The sequence below is a fragment of the Nesterenkonia haasae genome (genome assembly GCF_010119385.1).
GTDB classification, from domain to species: domain Bacteria; phylum Actinomycetota; class Actinomycetes; order Actinomycetales; family Micrococcaceae; genus Nesterenkonia; species Nesterenkonia haasae.
In genome coordinates, this window is the sequence record NZ_VFIE01000021.1 from 1 (window position 1) to 12712 (window position 12712).

Genomic DNA, 12712 nt, shown 5'->3' on the forward strand with positions numbered 1-12712 from the left:
GTGGGGTCTTCGGTGGGGTCTTCGGTGGGGTCTTCGGTCGGCGGTGAGGTTTCGCAGCCCGGGGCGCTGAAAACATTGCTGTCCAGCGTGACAGCACCAGTCCTCGCCAGAGCGCGTCCCTCCACGGTTGCTCCCGTGTTGACCGAAATTGAAGCCTGCGCCAGGATCGACCCGGCAAACGTGGTGTTAGTACCCAGTGTTGCGGAGCTCCCTACCTGCCAGTAGACATTGCAGGCCTGTGCGCCGTTGGTGAGAGCGACGGTGCTCGACGTTGCAGTGATTAGGGTTGATGCTGCCTGGAAAATAAAGACGGCGTCGGGATCTCCCTGTGCATCTAATGTCACCGTGCCGGTCAGCCCCAAGGGCCCACTGGAAGAGTAGACACCCTCGACGAATGTTTGTCCTCCCAGGTCGGCCGAGACACTTGCAGTGGCTTCACGGCCGGCGAGGTCGGTATACGCGCTGCCCAAGTCTGATTGGGCCTGCCCGGCCTGGGCGTTTCCGGCATGAATCGTGCCTAGCACTAGACCGGGTGGGAAGCCCGTGATCGCCGTTCCGGGGCTCACTCCGAGATCACCGCTCAGGACAGTGGGGCCGGTGTTGGTAACGGTTTCTGCACCGAGCACTGAGTAGGACCCGACCGTGCCGAGGGTGGGAGGAGTCGCGGCATGTGCATTCGAGGCGAACGCCAGCGAGGCCGAGATTGCGAGAAAAGCGGCGAGCACAGCTGCCAGTGCAGCTACAGCCCAAGGGCCGAATCCCGCCCGCCGGAGTGCTGATACTCGTTGCGGCGAGCTGAGATACATATTCACTTTTCCTCCTGGGGGGAACACCATAAGTGCTGATCAGCACGGTGGAGTCCCTAGATGCTCTGACAGTACGCCGTTGGGGGACAATGCACAATACGCAGGTTTGCGATCGGTGCAACGGCGCCAGGAGGTTCGTGGAGTGAAACCTAAACTAAGTCGGGACGCTAGAGAGAGCTAGCGCGCTAGTCAATCTGTTGTCGTGGTCGTAACTCCAGCGTTGACCTGGCCGAACTTCGATGGAATCACTGAGCTCCAGGCTTCTTTGAGTTCGTCGAGGCCGATGCCGAAGCTACCGTCGGGGAACGGGCCGGCCACCTCAATCCCTCCGGACTCGGCGTCAACCACGCCCAAACGCAGTGCGGGGAAACCACGAGCAGTGGTCATATCGGTGAATCTCAGCTCCTCCGAGCGTGGCAGTGAGACTAAGACACGTCCCTGGGACTCACTGAACAGTGCGGTGAAAGGGTCCAGCTCGTCTCGCTCACACAGTTCATGCACCGAGGTACGTGACCCCACACCGAAGCGCAGGCTCATCTCTGCCAATGCGGCAGCTAGTCCACCTTCTGAGAGATCGTGGGCGGCGTCGATCATTCCATCCCGTGAAGCGTTGATGAGGATCTCGCCGAGAGTCTTCTCCACGTTCAGGTCCACCGCGGGTGGTAGGCCGCCGAGGTGACCGCGTTGACGGGCAAACTCAGAACCGTTCAGCTCATCACGAGTGGTGCCCAGAAGGTAGATCGCCTGGCCGTCTGCCCACCGCTGAAAACCGGATGGGGTGCGCCGGGAGACGTCGTCAAACTTGCCCAGAACCCCGACTACCGGAGTGGGGTGGATGGCTCGTCCGGCTGTCTGGTTGTAGAGGCTCACGTTGCCGCCGGTCACCGGGATTCCGAGTTCCATGCAGGCATCCGCGAGCCCGCGCACGGCTTCAGCGAACTGCCACATGACCTCCGGGTCCTCTGGAGAGCCGAAGTTCAGACAATCGCTGACAGCCAGCGGGACCGCTCCAGCAGTGGCAACGTTGCGGTAGGCCTCAGCCAGAGCCAGCTGAGCACCCGCGTAGGGGTCCAGGTAGGCATAGCGATCATTGCAGTCAGTAGCCAACCCCACCCCGAGGCCGGTCGCCTCGTCAACCCGGATGACACCTGAATCATCCGGCTGAGACAGCGCGGTATTGCCGCCCACAAAACGATCGAACTGATCGGTGATCCAGGACTTATCAGCCATATTCGGACTCGTCATCAGGTCCAGAACGGCCTCGCCGAGCTCCTCAGCTGAAGCGGGAAGCCCCTGGCCTGCTTCCGCTGAGCGAAAAGTATCGGCCTGGAGTTCATCCTGCCAGGCGGGGCGATGGTATGGGCGCTCATAGACGGGGCCATCGTGGGCGACCGTCCGTGGGTCGACGTCGACAATGGTCTCGCCGTCCCAGTCAATGATGAGTCGGCCGGTGTCAGTGACTTCACCAAGCCAGGAAAATTCAACACCCCATCTCGCCAGGACGGCCTCGAACGCCTCAGCGTTTTCCGGTGTGACGACCGCCATCATGCGTTCCTGGGACTCCGACATGAGGATCTCACCAGGAGTAAGGGTGTGGTCCCGCAACAGCACATCGGTCAGCTCTACATGCATCCCGCCCTCACCATTGGAGGCCAGCTCGGAAGTCGCGCAACTGATCCCTGCCGCGCCCAGGTCTTGTATCCCCTCGACCAGATTATTGTGGAAAAGTTCCAGGCAGCATTCAATGAGGACCTTCTCTGCGAACGGGTCACCCACCTGTACTGCTGGGCGCTTAGAGGGTTTGGTGTCGTCAAAGGACTCAGAGGCCAGGACGGACGCACCTCCGATGCCGTCACCACCAGTGCGGGCGCCGAAGAGCACCACTTTGTTGCCGACCCCGGAGGCGTTGGCAAGGCGCAAATCCCCGTGCTTGAGAACTCCTACCGCGAGAGCATTGACCAGCGGGTTCTGCTGGTAAACAGAATCGAAGACGACTTCCCCGCCAATATTGGGCAGTCCCAGGGAGTTTCCGTAGCCGCCGATTCCGGCCACGACGCCTGGAAGCACACGTTGAGTGTCCGGGTGGTCGATGTCGCCGAAGCGCAGCGGATCCATCACCGCTACCGGACGCGCGCCCATGGAAATAATGTCGCGAACGATCCCCCCAATCCCGGTCGCGGCACCCTGATAGGGCTCCACGTAGCTGGGGTGGTTGTGTGACTCGATCTTGAAGGTCACCGCCCAACCCTCGCCAAGGTCGGTGACACCGGCATTTTCGCCGATGCCCACCATGAGGTCCTTCTTCATCTCCTCTGTGACCTTGTCGCCGAACTGACGCAGGTGAACCTTGGAGGACTTATAAGAGCAATGCTCGGACCACATCACCGAATACATGGCAAGCTCTGCCGCAGTGGGCCGCCGGCCGAGAATGTCGAGGATACGATCGTACTCATCCTGCTTCAGACCGAGTTCGGCCCAGGGAAGCTCAGTTTCCGGGGTATCCCCGGCGTTTTCTACTGTGTCAATGTTGAAATCGCTCACGCATTCCCCCCAGTCAATGACGAGACCACGGAGGTGAAAATCGTCAGTCCGTCTGTTCCTTCGCGTAACCCGGTGGCGTCGTCGGGGCCGTAGCCGGCTTCCACTGCGTGCTCCGGGTGCGGCATGAGACCCACTACGTTGCCTCGCTCATTGGCCACTCCAGCAATGTCGTTCTTTGAGCCATTGGGGGAGGCGCCGACGTACCGGAAGACCACACGGCCCTGGTCTTCTAGAGCATGGAGCGTTGCGTCGTCGACGACGTACTGCCCGTCCTGGTTCTTCATGGGCACAGTGATGAGTTCGTCCTGGGTGAACTGCGAGGTCCACGCAGTCTCAGTGTTCTCAACCCGGAGCACCTGATCGCGGCAGGTGAACTTCAGGTGGTCATTCTTGATCATTGAGCCGGGAAGCAGGTGCGCCTCCGTGAGGATCTGGAAGCCGTTGCAGATGCCCAATACGGGCAGTGGGGAACCTGCGGCTGCCCCAGCTTCGGCGACGATTGTGTTCATCACCGGTGCAAAACGGGCGATTGCCCCGGCGCGCAGATAGTCGCCGTAGCTGAACCCACCAGGAAGGATGACGGCGTCCACCCCATGGAGAGCGTCGTTCGCGTGCCAAAGCGGCACGGGGGTGCCTCCACCGAGACGGACAGCGCGGGCGGCGTCGCGGTCGTCCAATGTGCCGGGGAAGGTGACGATGCCGATGCGGGCGCCAGCCAGCGGTGAAGTCTCAGGAACGGTGTGATCGCCGATGAGCGGAGTTTCTGCGGTCATGTGCGGTTACAGGCCCTCAGCCACGGTCACGGATACGACATCCTCGATCACTGGGTTGGACAACATCTCAGCGGCCGCGGTGCGAGCGGATTCGAGAAGCTCATCAGTGACCTCGCCGTCGATGTTCAGTTCGAACCGTTTGCCTTGGCGGACACTAGAAAAGCCGGTGAATCCAAGGTGGGGGAGTGCGTTGGCGATGGCCTTGCCCTGCGGATCGAGGATCTCAGGCTTGGGCATGACCTCGACGACGATCGTAGGCACGTAAGTCTCCTGGGGCTGTGTTCGGAATGGACCAGTTCACAATCCTACCTGGGAGCGCCGTGTGCGCGCCTCATGGTGGCTTTCAGGGAGTTGTTGAGCCTTCAGCCTCCTTATAGATGCCTGACGACGCAACACCAACCTGACAAGTGAATGTCTCGGGGGGACGGTTTTCGGGACGATGGTGCTGTTGGCGGCGACTTGCCTGTGCTGGGTACTCTCCCGTTGCTTGTCATTGCCACACTCATAGACCGGCCGGGGGAGTTGTGGCAACGCCGTTCGATCCACGGCGCGTTCTACGCAGTGACCTCTCTGAGCAGCACCATGCCAGAGCCCGTCCCAAGAAGTCATCGTCCGATGCAGCCGGTTCCACTCCTAGCTGCCGATAGAACCGGTCCCAAGACTCGAAGTCGGAGGTGAAGTGGATGGGCTGGACGGTCAGTGCTGGAAGGGAGGGCATGGTCACTGTGCTGGCTCCTTTTCTGCAGTGGCGGATGCGGAGGCGTTCTTCTCCAAATAGTCACCCAGGATCCGCTCGACGAAGGAGGAGAGCGAGGTGCCCTCATCGATACAGCGGTGTTTGATGGCGCGCACGAGCTCCGGCGGGAGATATACGTTGAACTGGGTTTTTTTCTCCGTCATGCAAGTATGCTAGCAAACTAGAATTTGATCCGAAATACCGCGAGGCCGGTGATAGCAACCACAATTGGTGAATTCTGGGAAGAGTTTGAGTGCTCCAGGTGTTGCAGACACTGGTACTTCAAATTTGAAACACATAGCGGAGGGGCACCTCATGACACAGCAGCTGAGCATCGGCATCCTGGGCGCCGGGAGAGTCGGCACGGCAGTAGCACGCCAGGCGATCCGCGCTGGGCATACCGTACACATCGCTACCGGGAAGCCGGCCCATGACATCCAACTGCTCACCGAGGTGATTGTTCCCGGCGCCCAGGCTGTTGAAAAAGAGGACCTGCGAGGCTCCGACATCATCATCGTGGCAGTGCCTCTGCACAAGTACCGCAGCATCGACACAGATGTCCTGCGCGGCCACGTAGTCATCGACACTATGAACTATTGGGCACCGGTCGACGGTGTGATGGACGAGTTTGAATCCGGCCCCTCCACCTCCGAAGTGATTGCAGACTTCTTTGGGCAGGTGCGACTCGTGAAGACGCTCAACCACATCGGCTACGGCGAACTGGAGGTGGAGTCTCACCCGGCAGGAGCCCCGGGTCGGCGTGCGCTCGCAGTGGCTGCTGATGACGACGACGCCAAACAGTTGGTTGCTGCCTTCATCGACTCACTGGGCTATGACGCCGTGGACGCAGGCCCACTCGCCGCCGGTCAGGCCTTGGAGAACGGGACCGAAATTTTCAACGGTCGCCACAACGCTGAGCAGATGAGGTCACTGCTGGACCAGTGTCACCGAGTCCTGACTAACGCCTAGCTAGAAGCAGGCGCGCCGGGCAACCGGTCGAGAACGCTCAGCAGCTGACCCCGCAGTACTTGGGACTCGCGAGAGAACTCCTGCTGGGCCCGGGTGTACTGCGCGCGGCCTGCTGGTTCCTCGATTCGTACTGGGTCGTATCCCCAGTCCTGCAGGTCGTAAGGGGAGGCGCGCATATCCAGTTCGCGGATTCGCCACGCTAGATCGAAGCAGGCCAGAAGCAGATCGCTGCTGACAGCCGGGATGAGCTTATAGGCCCACTTGTAGAGGTCCATATTCGCGTGCAAACAGCCTGGTTGTTCCATTCGGATCTGATTCTCGCGGAGAGGCTGCACAGTGTTGAGCGGTTTGGCGGAGGGAGTGTAGAACCGGAATGCATCAAAGTGCGTGCAGGTGATCCTCAGAGACTCGACCACTTCATCGGTGCCCTGTGCGCCCAGACGCAGCGGCACCTGGTCGTGGCGTTGGCCGTGTTCGCGGGACCGGTAGACCATCGCCCACTCGTGCAGGCCGAAACACCCGAGTTGGGTTGGCCGCTCCACCGTTGTACTCAGCAGGCGTCGAGCGAAGTCGATGATGGATGACCGTGCTGAGCTGAAGGTGTCCACATCTACGGTCACTCCGCCGGCGGCTGTGCCATCCTCAACGGGCTGGTAGAAGCGCCAGTCGGCCTGCTCGGAGTCCCCTACGGCCTGCAAAACGGCGCCGATGCCGGGATGCCAACGAGCCAATTGCCCGGGCTTATAGGAGTAGTAGGTGAACAGGAAATCCTCTACAGGGTGTTTCTTACCAGCCTTGCGCCGAGTCAGGAAGCCCTCGGTATAGCGGCTGACAGCTCGATGATGGAGTATCGCGCGCTCTTGATGCTCTTCCGGTGAGAGGAACACTAAGGTCGGGGAGGCAGGGGGCATCGTCCCCTAAGAATACCGGGAGTGGGACCGCTGGTTTTCAGGAAACATGGAGTACAACGCCGAAAACCGAGCCATAGCTGAACTGAGGCTGAGATTTCGCTAAACTAGAAATGTCAACTCGCACCTTAAGCTCAGGGCGGCAGGCCTCCAGACTGGAAGCCTGCCGCCCTGAGTCGTTGGTCGGCGGTCAGCGCCCGGTACCGGCGTAGACTTTCGCCTCTTCGTCGGAGTCCAGGTCAAAGGCCGTGTGGATGGCCTGGACCGCCTTACTCAGCAGCTCGACATCAGTGATGACCGAGACACGGATCTCTGAAGTGGAAATCAGTCCGATGTTGATACCTGCATCCCTGAGCGCGGTGAAGAAGCGTGCAGAAACTCCGGGATGGTTGCGCATGCCCCCACCCACCAGTGATACCTTGCCGACTTGAGGGACAAAGTCCAGGTTCTGGAAGCCGATGACGTCCTTGTGCTCCAGCAGGATGCGTTGTGCCTTATCACCGTCGGCACCTGGCAGGGTGAAGGAGATATTGGTCGTCTTGGTCTCCATGGACACATCTTGGACGATCATGTCGATGTTGATGCCGGCCTCGGCGATGTGATTGAAGATCTCGGCGGCCTTGCCGGGCACATCCGGCACCCCGGTAATCGTCAGCTTGCCTTCAGTGTCGTCGTGGGAGACACCGGAGATGATGGGCTGTTCCAAGGGTTCGCCTTCCTTAATGATGACTTTGTCTGACTCGTCTGGGATGACCCAGGTGCCTTCCTTATCGGAAAAGGAGGACCGTACATGGAGCTTCACGCCGAAACGGCGGGCGTACTCCACACTGCGCAGGTGCAGGACTTTGGTTCCGGCAGCGGCCATCTCCAGCATGTCTTCACTGGAGATGGAATCAATCTTCTGGGCTGTGGAGACAACCCGTGGATCTGCGGTGAAGACACCATCAACATCGGTGTAAATCTCACAGACGTCCGCGTTGAGGGCAGCAGCTAGGGCCACTGCGGTGGTATCAGAACCCCCGCGTCCCATGGTGGTGATGTCCTTCGATTCCCGGCTCATTCCCTGGAACCCCGCGACGATCCCCACATGGCCGGTGTCGACCGCTTCTTGGACGCGCAGGGGGGAGACCTCGATGATACGGGCTTTGCCATGGATGGCGTCTGTGATCATGCCGGCCTGCGAGCCGGTGAAGGATTGCGCAGTCTCCCCAAGTTCGTGAATGGCCATGGCGAGCAGGGCCATGGACATGCGCTCACCTGAAGAGAGCAGAATATCCATTTCCCGGAGCGGCGGGGTGGTGGAGATCGCGCCCGCCAGATCTAACAGGTCATCGGTGGTGTCGCCCATGGCTGAGACGACCACGACCACCTGGTTGCCGGCATTCTTGGTTTCGACGATCCGCCGGGCGACCCGTTTGATGGATTCGGCGTCCTGCACGGACGATCCGCCGTATTTTTGGACTATGAGACTCATAGAGGTATTTGCTCACTCCCGGTGAGGTTGGTTGGTGGGCTGGCCACCAGTTTATGTGGTCAAGTGTGACAGGTTCAGGCGTCGTTCAGTGCCCCAGCACCGCGGAGAGGAACTTCCGGGTGCGTTCCTGTTCAGGGTTGGTGAAGATCTTGTCTGGGTGGCCTTCTTCCACCACGTGACCGCCGTCAAACATCATCACCTTATGGCTGACATCACGAGCGAATCCCATCTCATGGGTGACAATGAGCATTGTCACATTCGTGGTGTCAGCGACTTGGCGCAGGATGTTGAGGACGTCATCGACCACCTCGGGGTCCAGGGCTGAGGTGACTTCATCCAGGAGAAGGATCTCAGGGTCCATAGCCAGTGCGCGGGCAATCGCCACGCGCTGCTGCTGCCCCCCGGAGAGGCTGCTGGGGTGGGAGTCAGCCTTGTCCGGAAGGCCCACCTGCTCAAGGAGGGAGTGTGCCTTGGCGATCGCGTCCTTTTTGGACTGGCCCAGCACATGAATGGGAGCCTCAATGATGTTCTCCAACACTGTCATGTTGGGGAAGAGGTTGAACTGCTGGAAGACCATGCCGATCCGCGTGCGCAGCTTCTTCTGGTCCTTCTTGGACACCGGGACCCTTTTGCCGTCACGGTTCTCATGGGTCAGGGGTTGGCCATCGATGTAGATGTAACCGCCGGTGAGCTCCTCGAGGGTCATCACCAGCCGCAGGATCGTGGTCTTACCTGACCCGGATGGGCCGATCAGTGTGACCCGCTCGCCTTGAGCGACTTCGAAGTTGAGGTCTTTGAGCACGATGTTGTCGCCGAAGCGCTTTTCGACGTCGACGAACTTGATCACCGGGGTGTCGGATGGTGAGAACGACGCCGCGGCTTCAGGCTGGGTGCCGGCAGCGTCAGTGGGCGTAGGCAAGGCGCTTCTCCAATCGGTTGATGAGGACAGCGGTGGGGTAGCTGGCTGCGAGGAAGAGCAGACCAGCGATGGTGTACACCTCAGTGGACCGGAAGACTGGTGCACCGATTTCACCGGCGACGGTGACCATCTCTGCCACGCCAATGACCAGCAGGAACGGTGTGTCTTTGAACATGGAGATGGCGTAATTGCCCAGTGAGGGCACCGTGGAGCGCAGGGCCTGCGGGATGACGACCTTGCGCCAGGTGCGCCCGGCTGACATGGACAATGCCGTGGTGGCCTCCCATTGGCCTTTGGGCACCGATTCGATGCCAGCGCGGTAGACCTCGGACATGTAGGTGGCGTAGTGGATGCCGAAGACAATGATGCCGATGGTCAGCGCGTCCATCCAGACGAATGCCCAGAAGACGAAGATCAGCTGGACCACAATCGGGGTCATGCGGATGAAGTTCGCGAGCCAACGCACACACCACGCAAGAGGTCGTGGCAGCACCATGATGAGGATGGCGATGATGAGTCCTAGCACAGCGGCCACCAGCGTTCCGATAACCGTCACGAGGATCGTGACCTCGAGGAAGGCCATGAAGATGTCGGGGAAAGCATCGAAAGCGAAGTCCCAGTCCCAGAACGGACTCTGCCGAATTTCTTCCTCGTCGACCATTGAGGGGTCGTCGATCTCGGCAGCGTTGATTCTGCTGGTCATCATCGAGCACCTCCTTCCGACGGGCTCTTCGCTGGGGCGCCGGGTCCAGCCATGTTCGTGGACTCGGTGTTTCGTGCCGTGGCAGGAGCTTCACTCGGAATGGCCTTAGGCGCGGGGGAGAGGATTTCCTTCAGTGAGGGGCCTCGTCCCAGTTTGTGTTTGGCTCGGGCTTCCAGCGTCTGCATGAAAAGGGTGAGGATCAGCGCCAGGATGAAATAGACGACCAGGCCGATGAACGCGTGGGAGAACCAGATGTCCGTGGGTCGGCGCAGCTGATTGAGCTCTGCCGTGAAGTCACTGACGAACGGCATGATGTAGGCGATCGCGCTGCCCTTGAGCAGATGGATCCACAGATTGGACAGGGAGGGCAGCATCAGCGCCCAGGCCTGAGGGAAGATGACGCGGCGCATCTTGTGCGGCCAGGACATGGACAGTGCGGTTGTTGCCTCCCACTGTCCGGAGGCAACGGTGGTCAGCGATGCGCGTACCGCTTCGGCCCCGTAGGCGCCGTAGTTCAGACCCAGGGCGATTACGCCGAGAAGAAAGGTGTTGTAGACCAGATCCCGAAGGGGAAGATCTGGATTGCGCATCCAAATCTGCGGCAGAACGAACATCAGCCAAAAAAGCAGCACCACCAGTGAGATGCCGCGGAAGAATTCGATGAGTATTCGTGCAGGGATTCTCATCCAGCGATTCGGGCTTCCGGCTAACAGTCCGAGTGTGACAGCGATCAGAAAAGCTAAGATCCCGCCGAACAGGGTGAGCTGAACAGTCGTCCAAAGCCCTGCAAGCAGTCGGTCAGACCAGTTGATCGCGACTTCGAAGTATTGCGGCCAATCTTCGAAGAACTCCATAGGTTTTCCCCTCAGTCAGCAGTGCGGTGACAGAAGTTGCGGCCGGCCCCCGCAGGTGCCGGCCGCAACCAATGGGCGACTCAACTATCAGTCGTCAAGGTACTGCTCAGTCAGCTCTTCAGGGTCCTCTTCACAGAGTTCCTGAGCCGTCAGACCACTCGGTGGCATCTCGTCTTCGGTGAAGCCGAACTCGCTGACGAGGTCCAGGTATTCACCGGAGTCCATGAGCTCTTCCAGCTCCGTATTGAATTCATCAACCAGGTCTTGGTCGTCCAGACGGAATGCGTGGGCACCCACGGAGAGCTCATGGGCGAAGGAGTCTGTGACCTCCAGGCCCTCAATGTCACCGGCCATTGCCTCCAGCGAGATGGCGGTCAGGGCGAAGACGTCTGCACGGCCACCCTCGACGAAGTCGACGCCGTCTGCGGCGCTGTCCACAGTGTCATGGTCCACACCGACCTCATCCATCCAGCCGGACTCGACCGCACCGCTCAGGGCGATGACATCCAGATCGGCGTCAACGAGGTCCTCGAAGTTCTCGACCCCTGCAGGATTACCTTCTTCCAGCAGGAAGGCTGTGGTGTAGACCAGCTCAGGCTCGCCGAAGGCTGCCTCGGCGCACCGGTCGGAGTTGATGGACATGCCAGCTGACACCACATCCCAGTGTCCGGCGCCGAGACCGGGGATCAGGTTGTCCCAATTGGACTCTTCTTCGAACTCGACCTCATACCCCAGACGCTCGACGAAGATCTCCTCGGCGACTGCGATGGTGGCGCCTGTTGGCTCGCCGGTTTCTTCGTCGATCCAGGAGTACGGCTCTTCACCGAAGAGTGAAATGGTCAGTGTCTCGCCATCGGCATCGGCATCCGCGTCTTCATCGGCGTCAGCGTCGTCCTCCACGCCGTTGTCGTCATCGGTGTCGACGTCGCCATTCTCTTCGGCGGCACCATTGGCGTCATCCGGCTCTTCGCCGTTGTCATCGCCATTGTCACCGCAGGCGGTCAGAACGAGCAGCGCAGCGGCGGAGAGAGCTCCGGCGCGCATCGTAGAAGTTTTGAAGCTCATCAGTTGGTACCTCATGTTTCCTCGTGTCGTGTGTGCGATGAGGGTGCCCTACACAACCATAGGGTTGTCGACAATCCTACGACTGCGTTCAGGCAACATCTACCCCTACGCTAAGGATTTACCAAGGTTTTACAAAACGAATGCAGCCCGGCCGGGACGCATTTCGGGGTGTGAAGGCAGTGTTGAATTTCTGGCGTGATTTCGGCGTATCGCCCTACATCCGCGTCAACATTAGTGACTGCGGCCGGTGGATTTGATCGGGAATATCGATCTCGATACTTCACATCACAAGTCAATAACCATTCCAGCGCGAGCACGATCTTTGGGCGGCGGCCCCGGAATCAGCAAGGTGAAGCGGGGGTTCAGCCTACGGAGGTGCGGCCCTCGAAGGCCCGGCCCAGGGTGACGTCATCGGCGTATTCGAGGTCGCCGCCGACAGGTAGGCCGGAAGCAAGCCGGGTAATGCGAATACCCAAAGACCCGAGCATTCGCACCAGGTAGGTGGCGGTGGCTTCTCCTTCGAGGTTGGGGTCAGTCGCGATGATGACCTCCTGGATGGTCTCGTCGGAGAGCCGGTTCAGCAGTTGCCTGATGCGAAGCTGGTCGGGGCCCACACCGGCAATGGGGTTAATAGCCCCGCCCAGCACGTGATATCTGCCCCGGAAGCTGCGTGTGCGTTCGATTGCCATGACGTCCTTGGATTCTTCGACAACGCACAACAACGAATCTTCGCGCCTTGTGTCCTGGCAGATCCGGCAGCGGGACTCTTCGGAGACGTTGAAGCAGACTTCGCAGAATTGGACCTTCTCTTTGACCGTGCGGATTGCCTCAGCTAATCGCCGCATATCGTCAGAATCGGCTTCGAGGATGTGAAAAGCCACCCGTTGAGCTGATTTTGGACCGATGCCGGGGAGTCGACCGAGCTCGTCGATCAGGTCTTGGACTGCGCCTTCATACACAATCG

Annotated in this window: 14 protein-coding genes; 1 reads left to right on the forward strand and 13 read right to left on the reverse strand. The window is 59.9% G+C overall.

From position 1 onward, the window contains the following. The 6 genes from FH975_RS09695 to FH975_RS09720 form a co-directional block, all read right to left on the reverse strand. The coding region (locus FH975_RS09695) for an ice-binding family protein (RefSeq protein WP_162321329.1) at positions 1–806 on the reverse strand (806 nt) is incomplete at its 3' end. Positions 807–995: 189 nt separating this feature from the next. Next, positions 996–3347, reverse strand: a complete 2352-nt coding sequence (purL, locus tag FH975_RS09700) for a phosphoribosylformylglycinamidine synthase subunit PurL (RefSeq protein WP_162321201.1) — start codon at positions 3345–3347, stop codon at positions 996–998. Next, positions 3344–4120 (reverse strand): phosphoribosylformylglycinamidine synthase subunit PurQ, encoded by a 777-nt coding sequence (purQ, locus tag FH975_RS09705; protein ID WP_162321202.1) that lies wholly within the window; start codon positions 4118–4120, stop codon positions 3344–3346. The genes purL and purQ overlap by 4 nt, the downstream gene beginning before the upstream one ends. Positions 4121–4126: 6 nt before the next feature. Further along, complete coding sequence (purS, locus tag FH975_RS09710) at positions 4127–4381, reverse strand: phosphoribosylformylglycinamidine synthase subunit PurS (RefSeq protein ID WP_153078882.1); 255 nt, start codon at positions 4379–4381, stop codon at positions 4127–4129. 241 nt (positions 4382–4622) lie between these two features. Next, positions 4623–4844, reverse strand: coding sequence for a hypothetical protein (locus tag FH975_RS09715; protein ID WP_162321203.1), 222 nt, complete (start codon positions 4842–4844; stop codon positions 4623–4625). Further along, complete coding sequence (locus tag FH975_RS09720) at positions 4841–5020, reverse strand: ribbon-helix-helix domain-containing protein (RefSeq protein WP_162321204.1); 180 nt, start codon at positions 5018–5020, stop codon at positions 4841–4843. Before FH975_RS09720 ends, FH975_RS09715 begins: the two co-directional genes overlap by 4 nt. A gap of 151 nt (positions 5021–5171) precedes the next feature. Between FH975_RS09720 and FH975_RS09725 the strand changes: the two genes are divergently transcribed. After that, entirely contained in the window at positions 5172–5825 is a 654-nt protein-coding gene (locus FH975_RS09725; RefSeq protein ID WP_162321205.1) for an NADPH-dependent F420 reductase, read from the forward strand. Here FH975_RS09725 and FH975_RS09730 read toward each other — a convergent pair. From FH975_RS09730 to recR, 7 genes are all read right to left on the reverse strand, one after another. Next, positions 5822–6736: a 3-methyladenine DNA glycosylase gene (locus FH975_RS09730; protein ID WP_162321206.1), complete on the reverse strand. Its 915-nt coding sequence runs from the start codon at positions 6734–6736 to the stop codon at positions 5822–5824. The two genes, FH975_RS09725 and FH975_RS09730, sit on opposite strands and share 4 nt — an antisense overlap. Before the next feature lie 187 nt (positions 6737–6923). Next, positions 6924–8207 carry an aspartate kinase gene (locus tag FH975_RS09735; protein ID WP_162321207.1) on the reverse strand — a complete coding sequence of 428 codons (1284 nt, stop codon included), beginning with the start codon at positions 8205–8207 and terminating at the stop codon, positions 6924–6926. Between the two features lie 85 nt (positions 8208–8292). Further along, positions 8293–9126 (reverse strand): ectoine/hydroxyectoine ABC transporter ATP-binding protein EhuA, encoded by an 834-nt coding sequence (gene ehuA / locus FH975_RS09740; RefSeq protein ID WP_202923173.1) that lies wholly within the window; start codon positions 9124–9126, stop codon positions 8293–8295. After that, entirely contained in the window at positions 9110–9787 is a 678-nt protein-coding gene (locus tag FH975_RS09745; protein WP_162321330.1) for an amino acid ABC transporter permease, read from the reverse strand. The genes ehuA and FH975_RS09745 overlap by 17 nt, the downstream gene beginning before the upstream one ends. A gap of 41 nt (positions 9788–9828) precedes the next feature. Then, entirely contained in the window at positions 9829–10683 is an 855-nt protein-coding gene (locus FH975_RS09750; protein ID WP_162321208.1) for an amino acid ABC transporter permease, read from the reverse strand. 87 nt (positions 10684–10770) lie between these two features. Beyond that, the gene (locus FH975_RS09755; protein ID WP_162321209.1) at positions 10771–11748 is read right to left on the reverse strand and encodes a transporter substrate-binding domain-containing protein; all 978 of its coding nucleotides are present in this window, start codon (positions 11746–11748) and stop codon (positions 10771–10773) included. 362 nt (positions 11749–12110) lie between these two features. Further along, positions 12111–12707: a recombination mediator RecR gene (recR, locus tag FH975_RS09760; RefSeq protein WP_153078875.1), complete on the reverse strand. Its 597-nt coding sequence runs from the start codon at positions 12705–12707 to the stop codon at positions 12111–12113. Positions 12708–12712 lie beyond the last annotated feature (5 nt).

What these genes read in the sequence shown, in the direction of transcription:
- purQ (WP_162321202.1), bottom strand. Translation starts at nt 4,120, where the DNA reads ATGACCGCAGAAACTCCGCTCATCGGCGATCACACCGTTCCTGAGACT.
- FH975_RS09720 (WP_162321204.1), bottom strand. Translation starts at nt 5,020, where the DNA reads ATGACGGAGAAAAAAACCCAGTTCAACGTATATCTCCCGCCGGAGCTC.
- FH975_RS09725 (WP_162321205.1), top strand. Translation starts at nt 5,172, where the DNA reads ATGACACAGCAGCTGAGCATCGGCATCCTGGGCGCCGGGAGAGTCGGC.
- FH975_RS09730 (WP_162321206.1), bottom strand. Translation starts at nt 6,736, where the DNA reads ATGCCCCCTGCCTCCCCGACCTTAGTGTTCCTCTCACCGGAAGAGCAT.
- FH975_RS09735 (WP_162321207.1), bottom strand. Translation starts at nt 8,207, where the DNA reads ATGAGTCTCATAGTCCAAAAATACGGCGGATCGTCCGTGCAGGACGCC.
- FH975_RS09745 (WP_162321330.1), bottom strand. Translation starts at nt 9,787, where the DNA reads ATGGTCGACGAGGAAGAAATTCGGCAGAGTCCGTTCTGGGACTGGGAC.
- FH975_RS09750 (WP_162321208.1), bottom strand. Translation starts at nt 10,683, where the DNA reads ATGGAGTTCTTCGAAGATTGGCCGCAATACTTCGAAGTCGCGATCAAC.
- FH975_RS09755 (WP_162321209.1), bottom strand. Translation starts at nt 11,748, where the DNA reads ATGAGCTTCAAAACTTCTACGATGCGCGCCGGAGCTCTCTCCGCCGCT.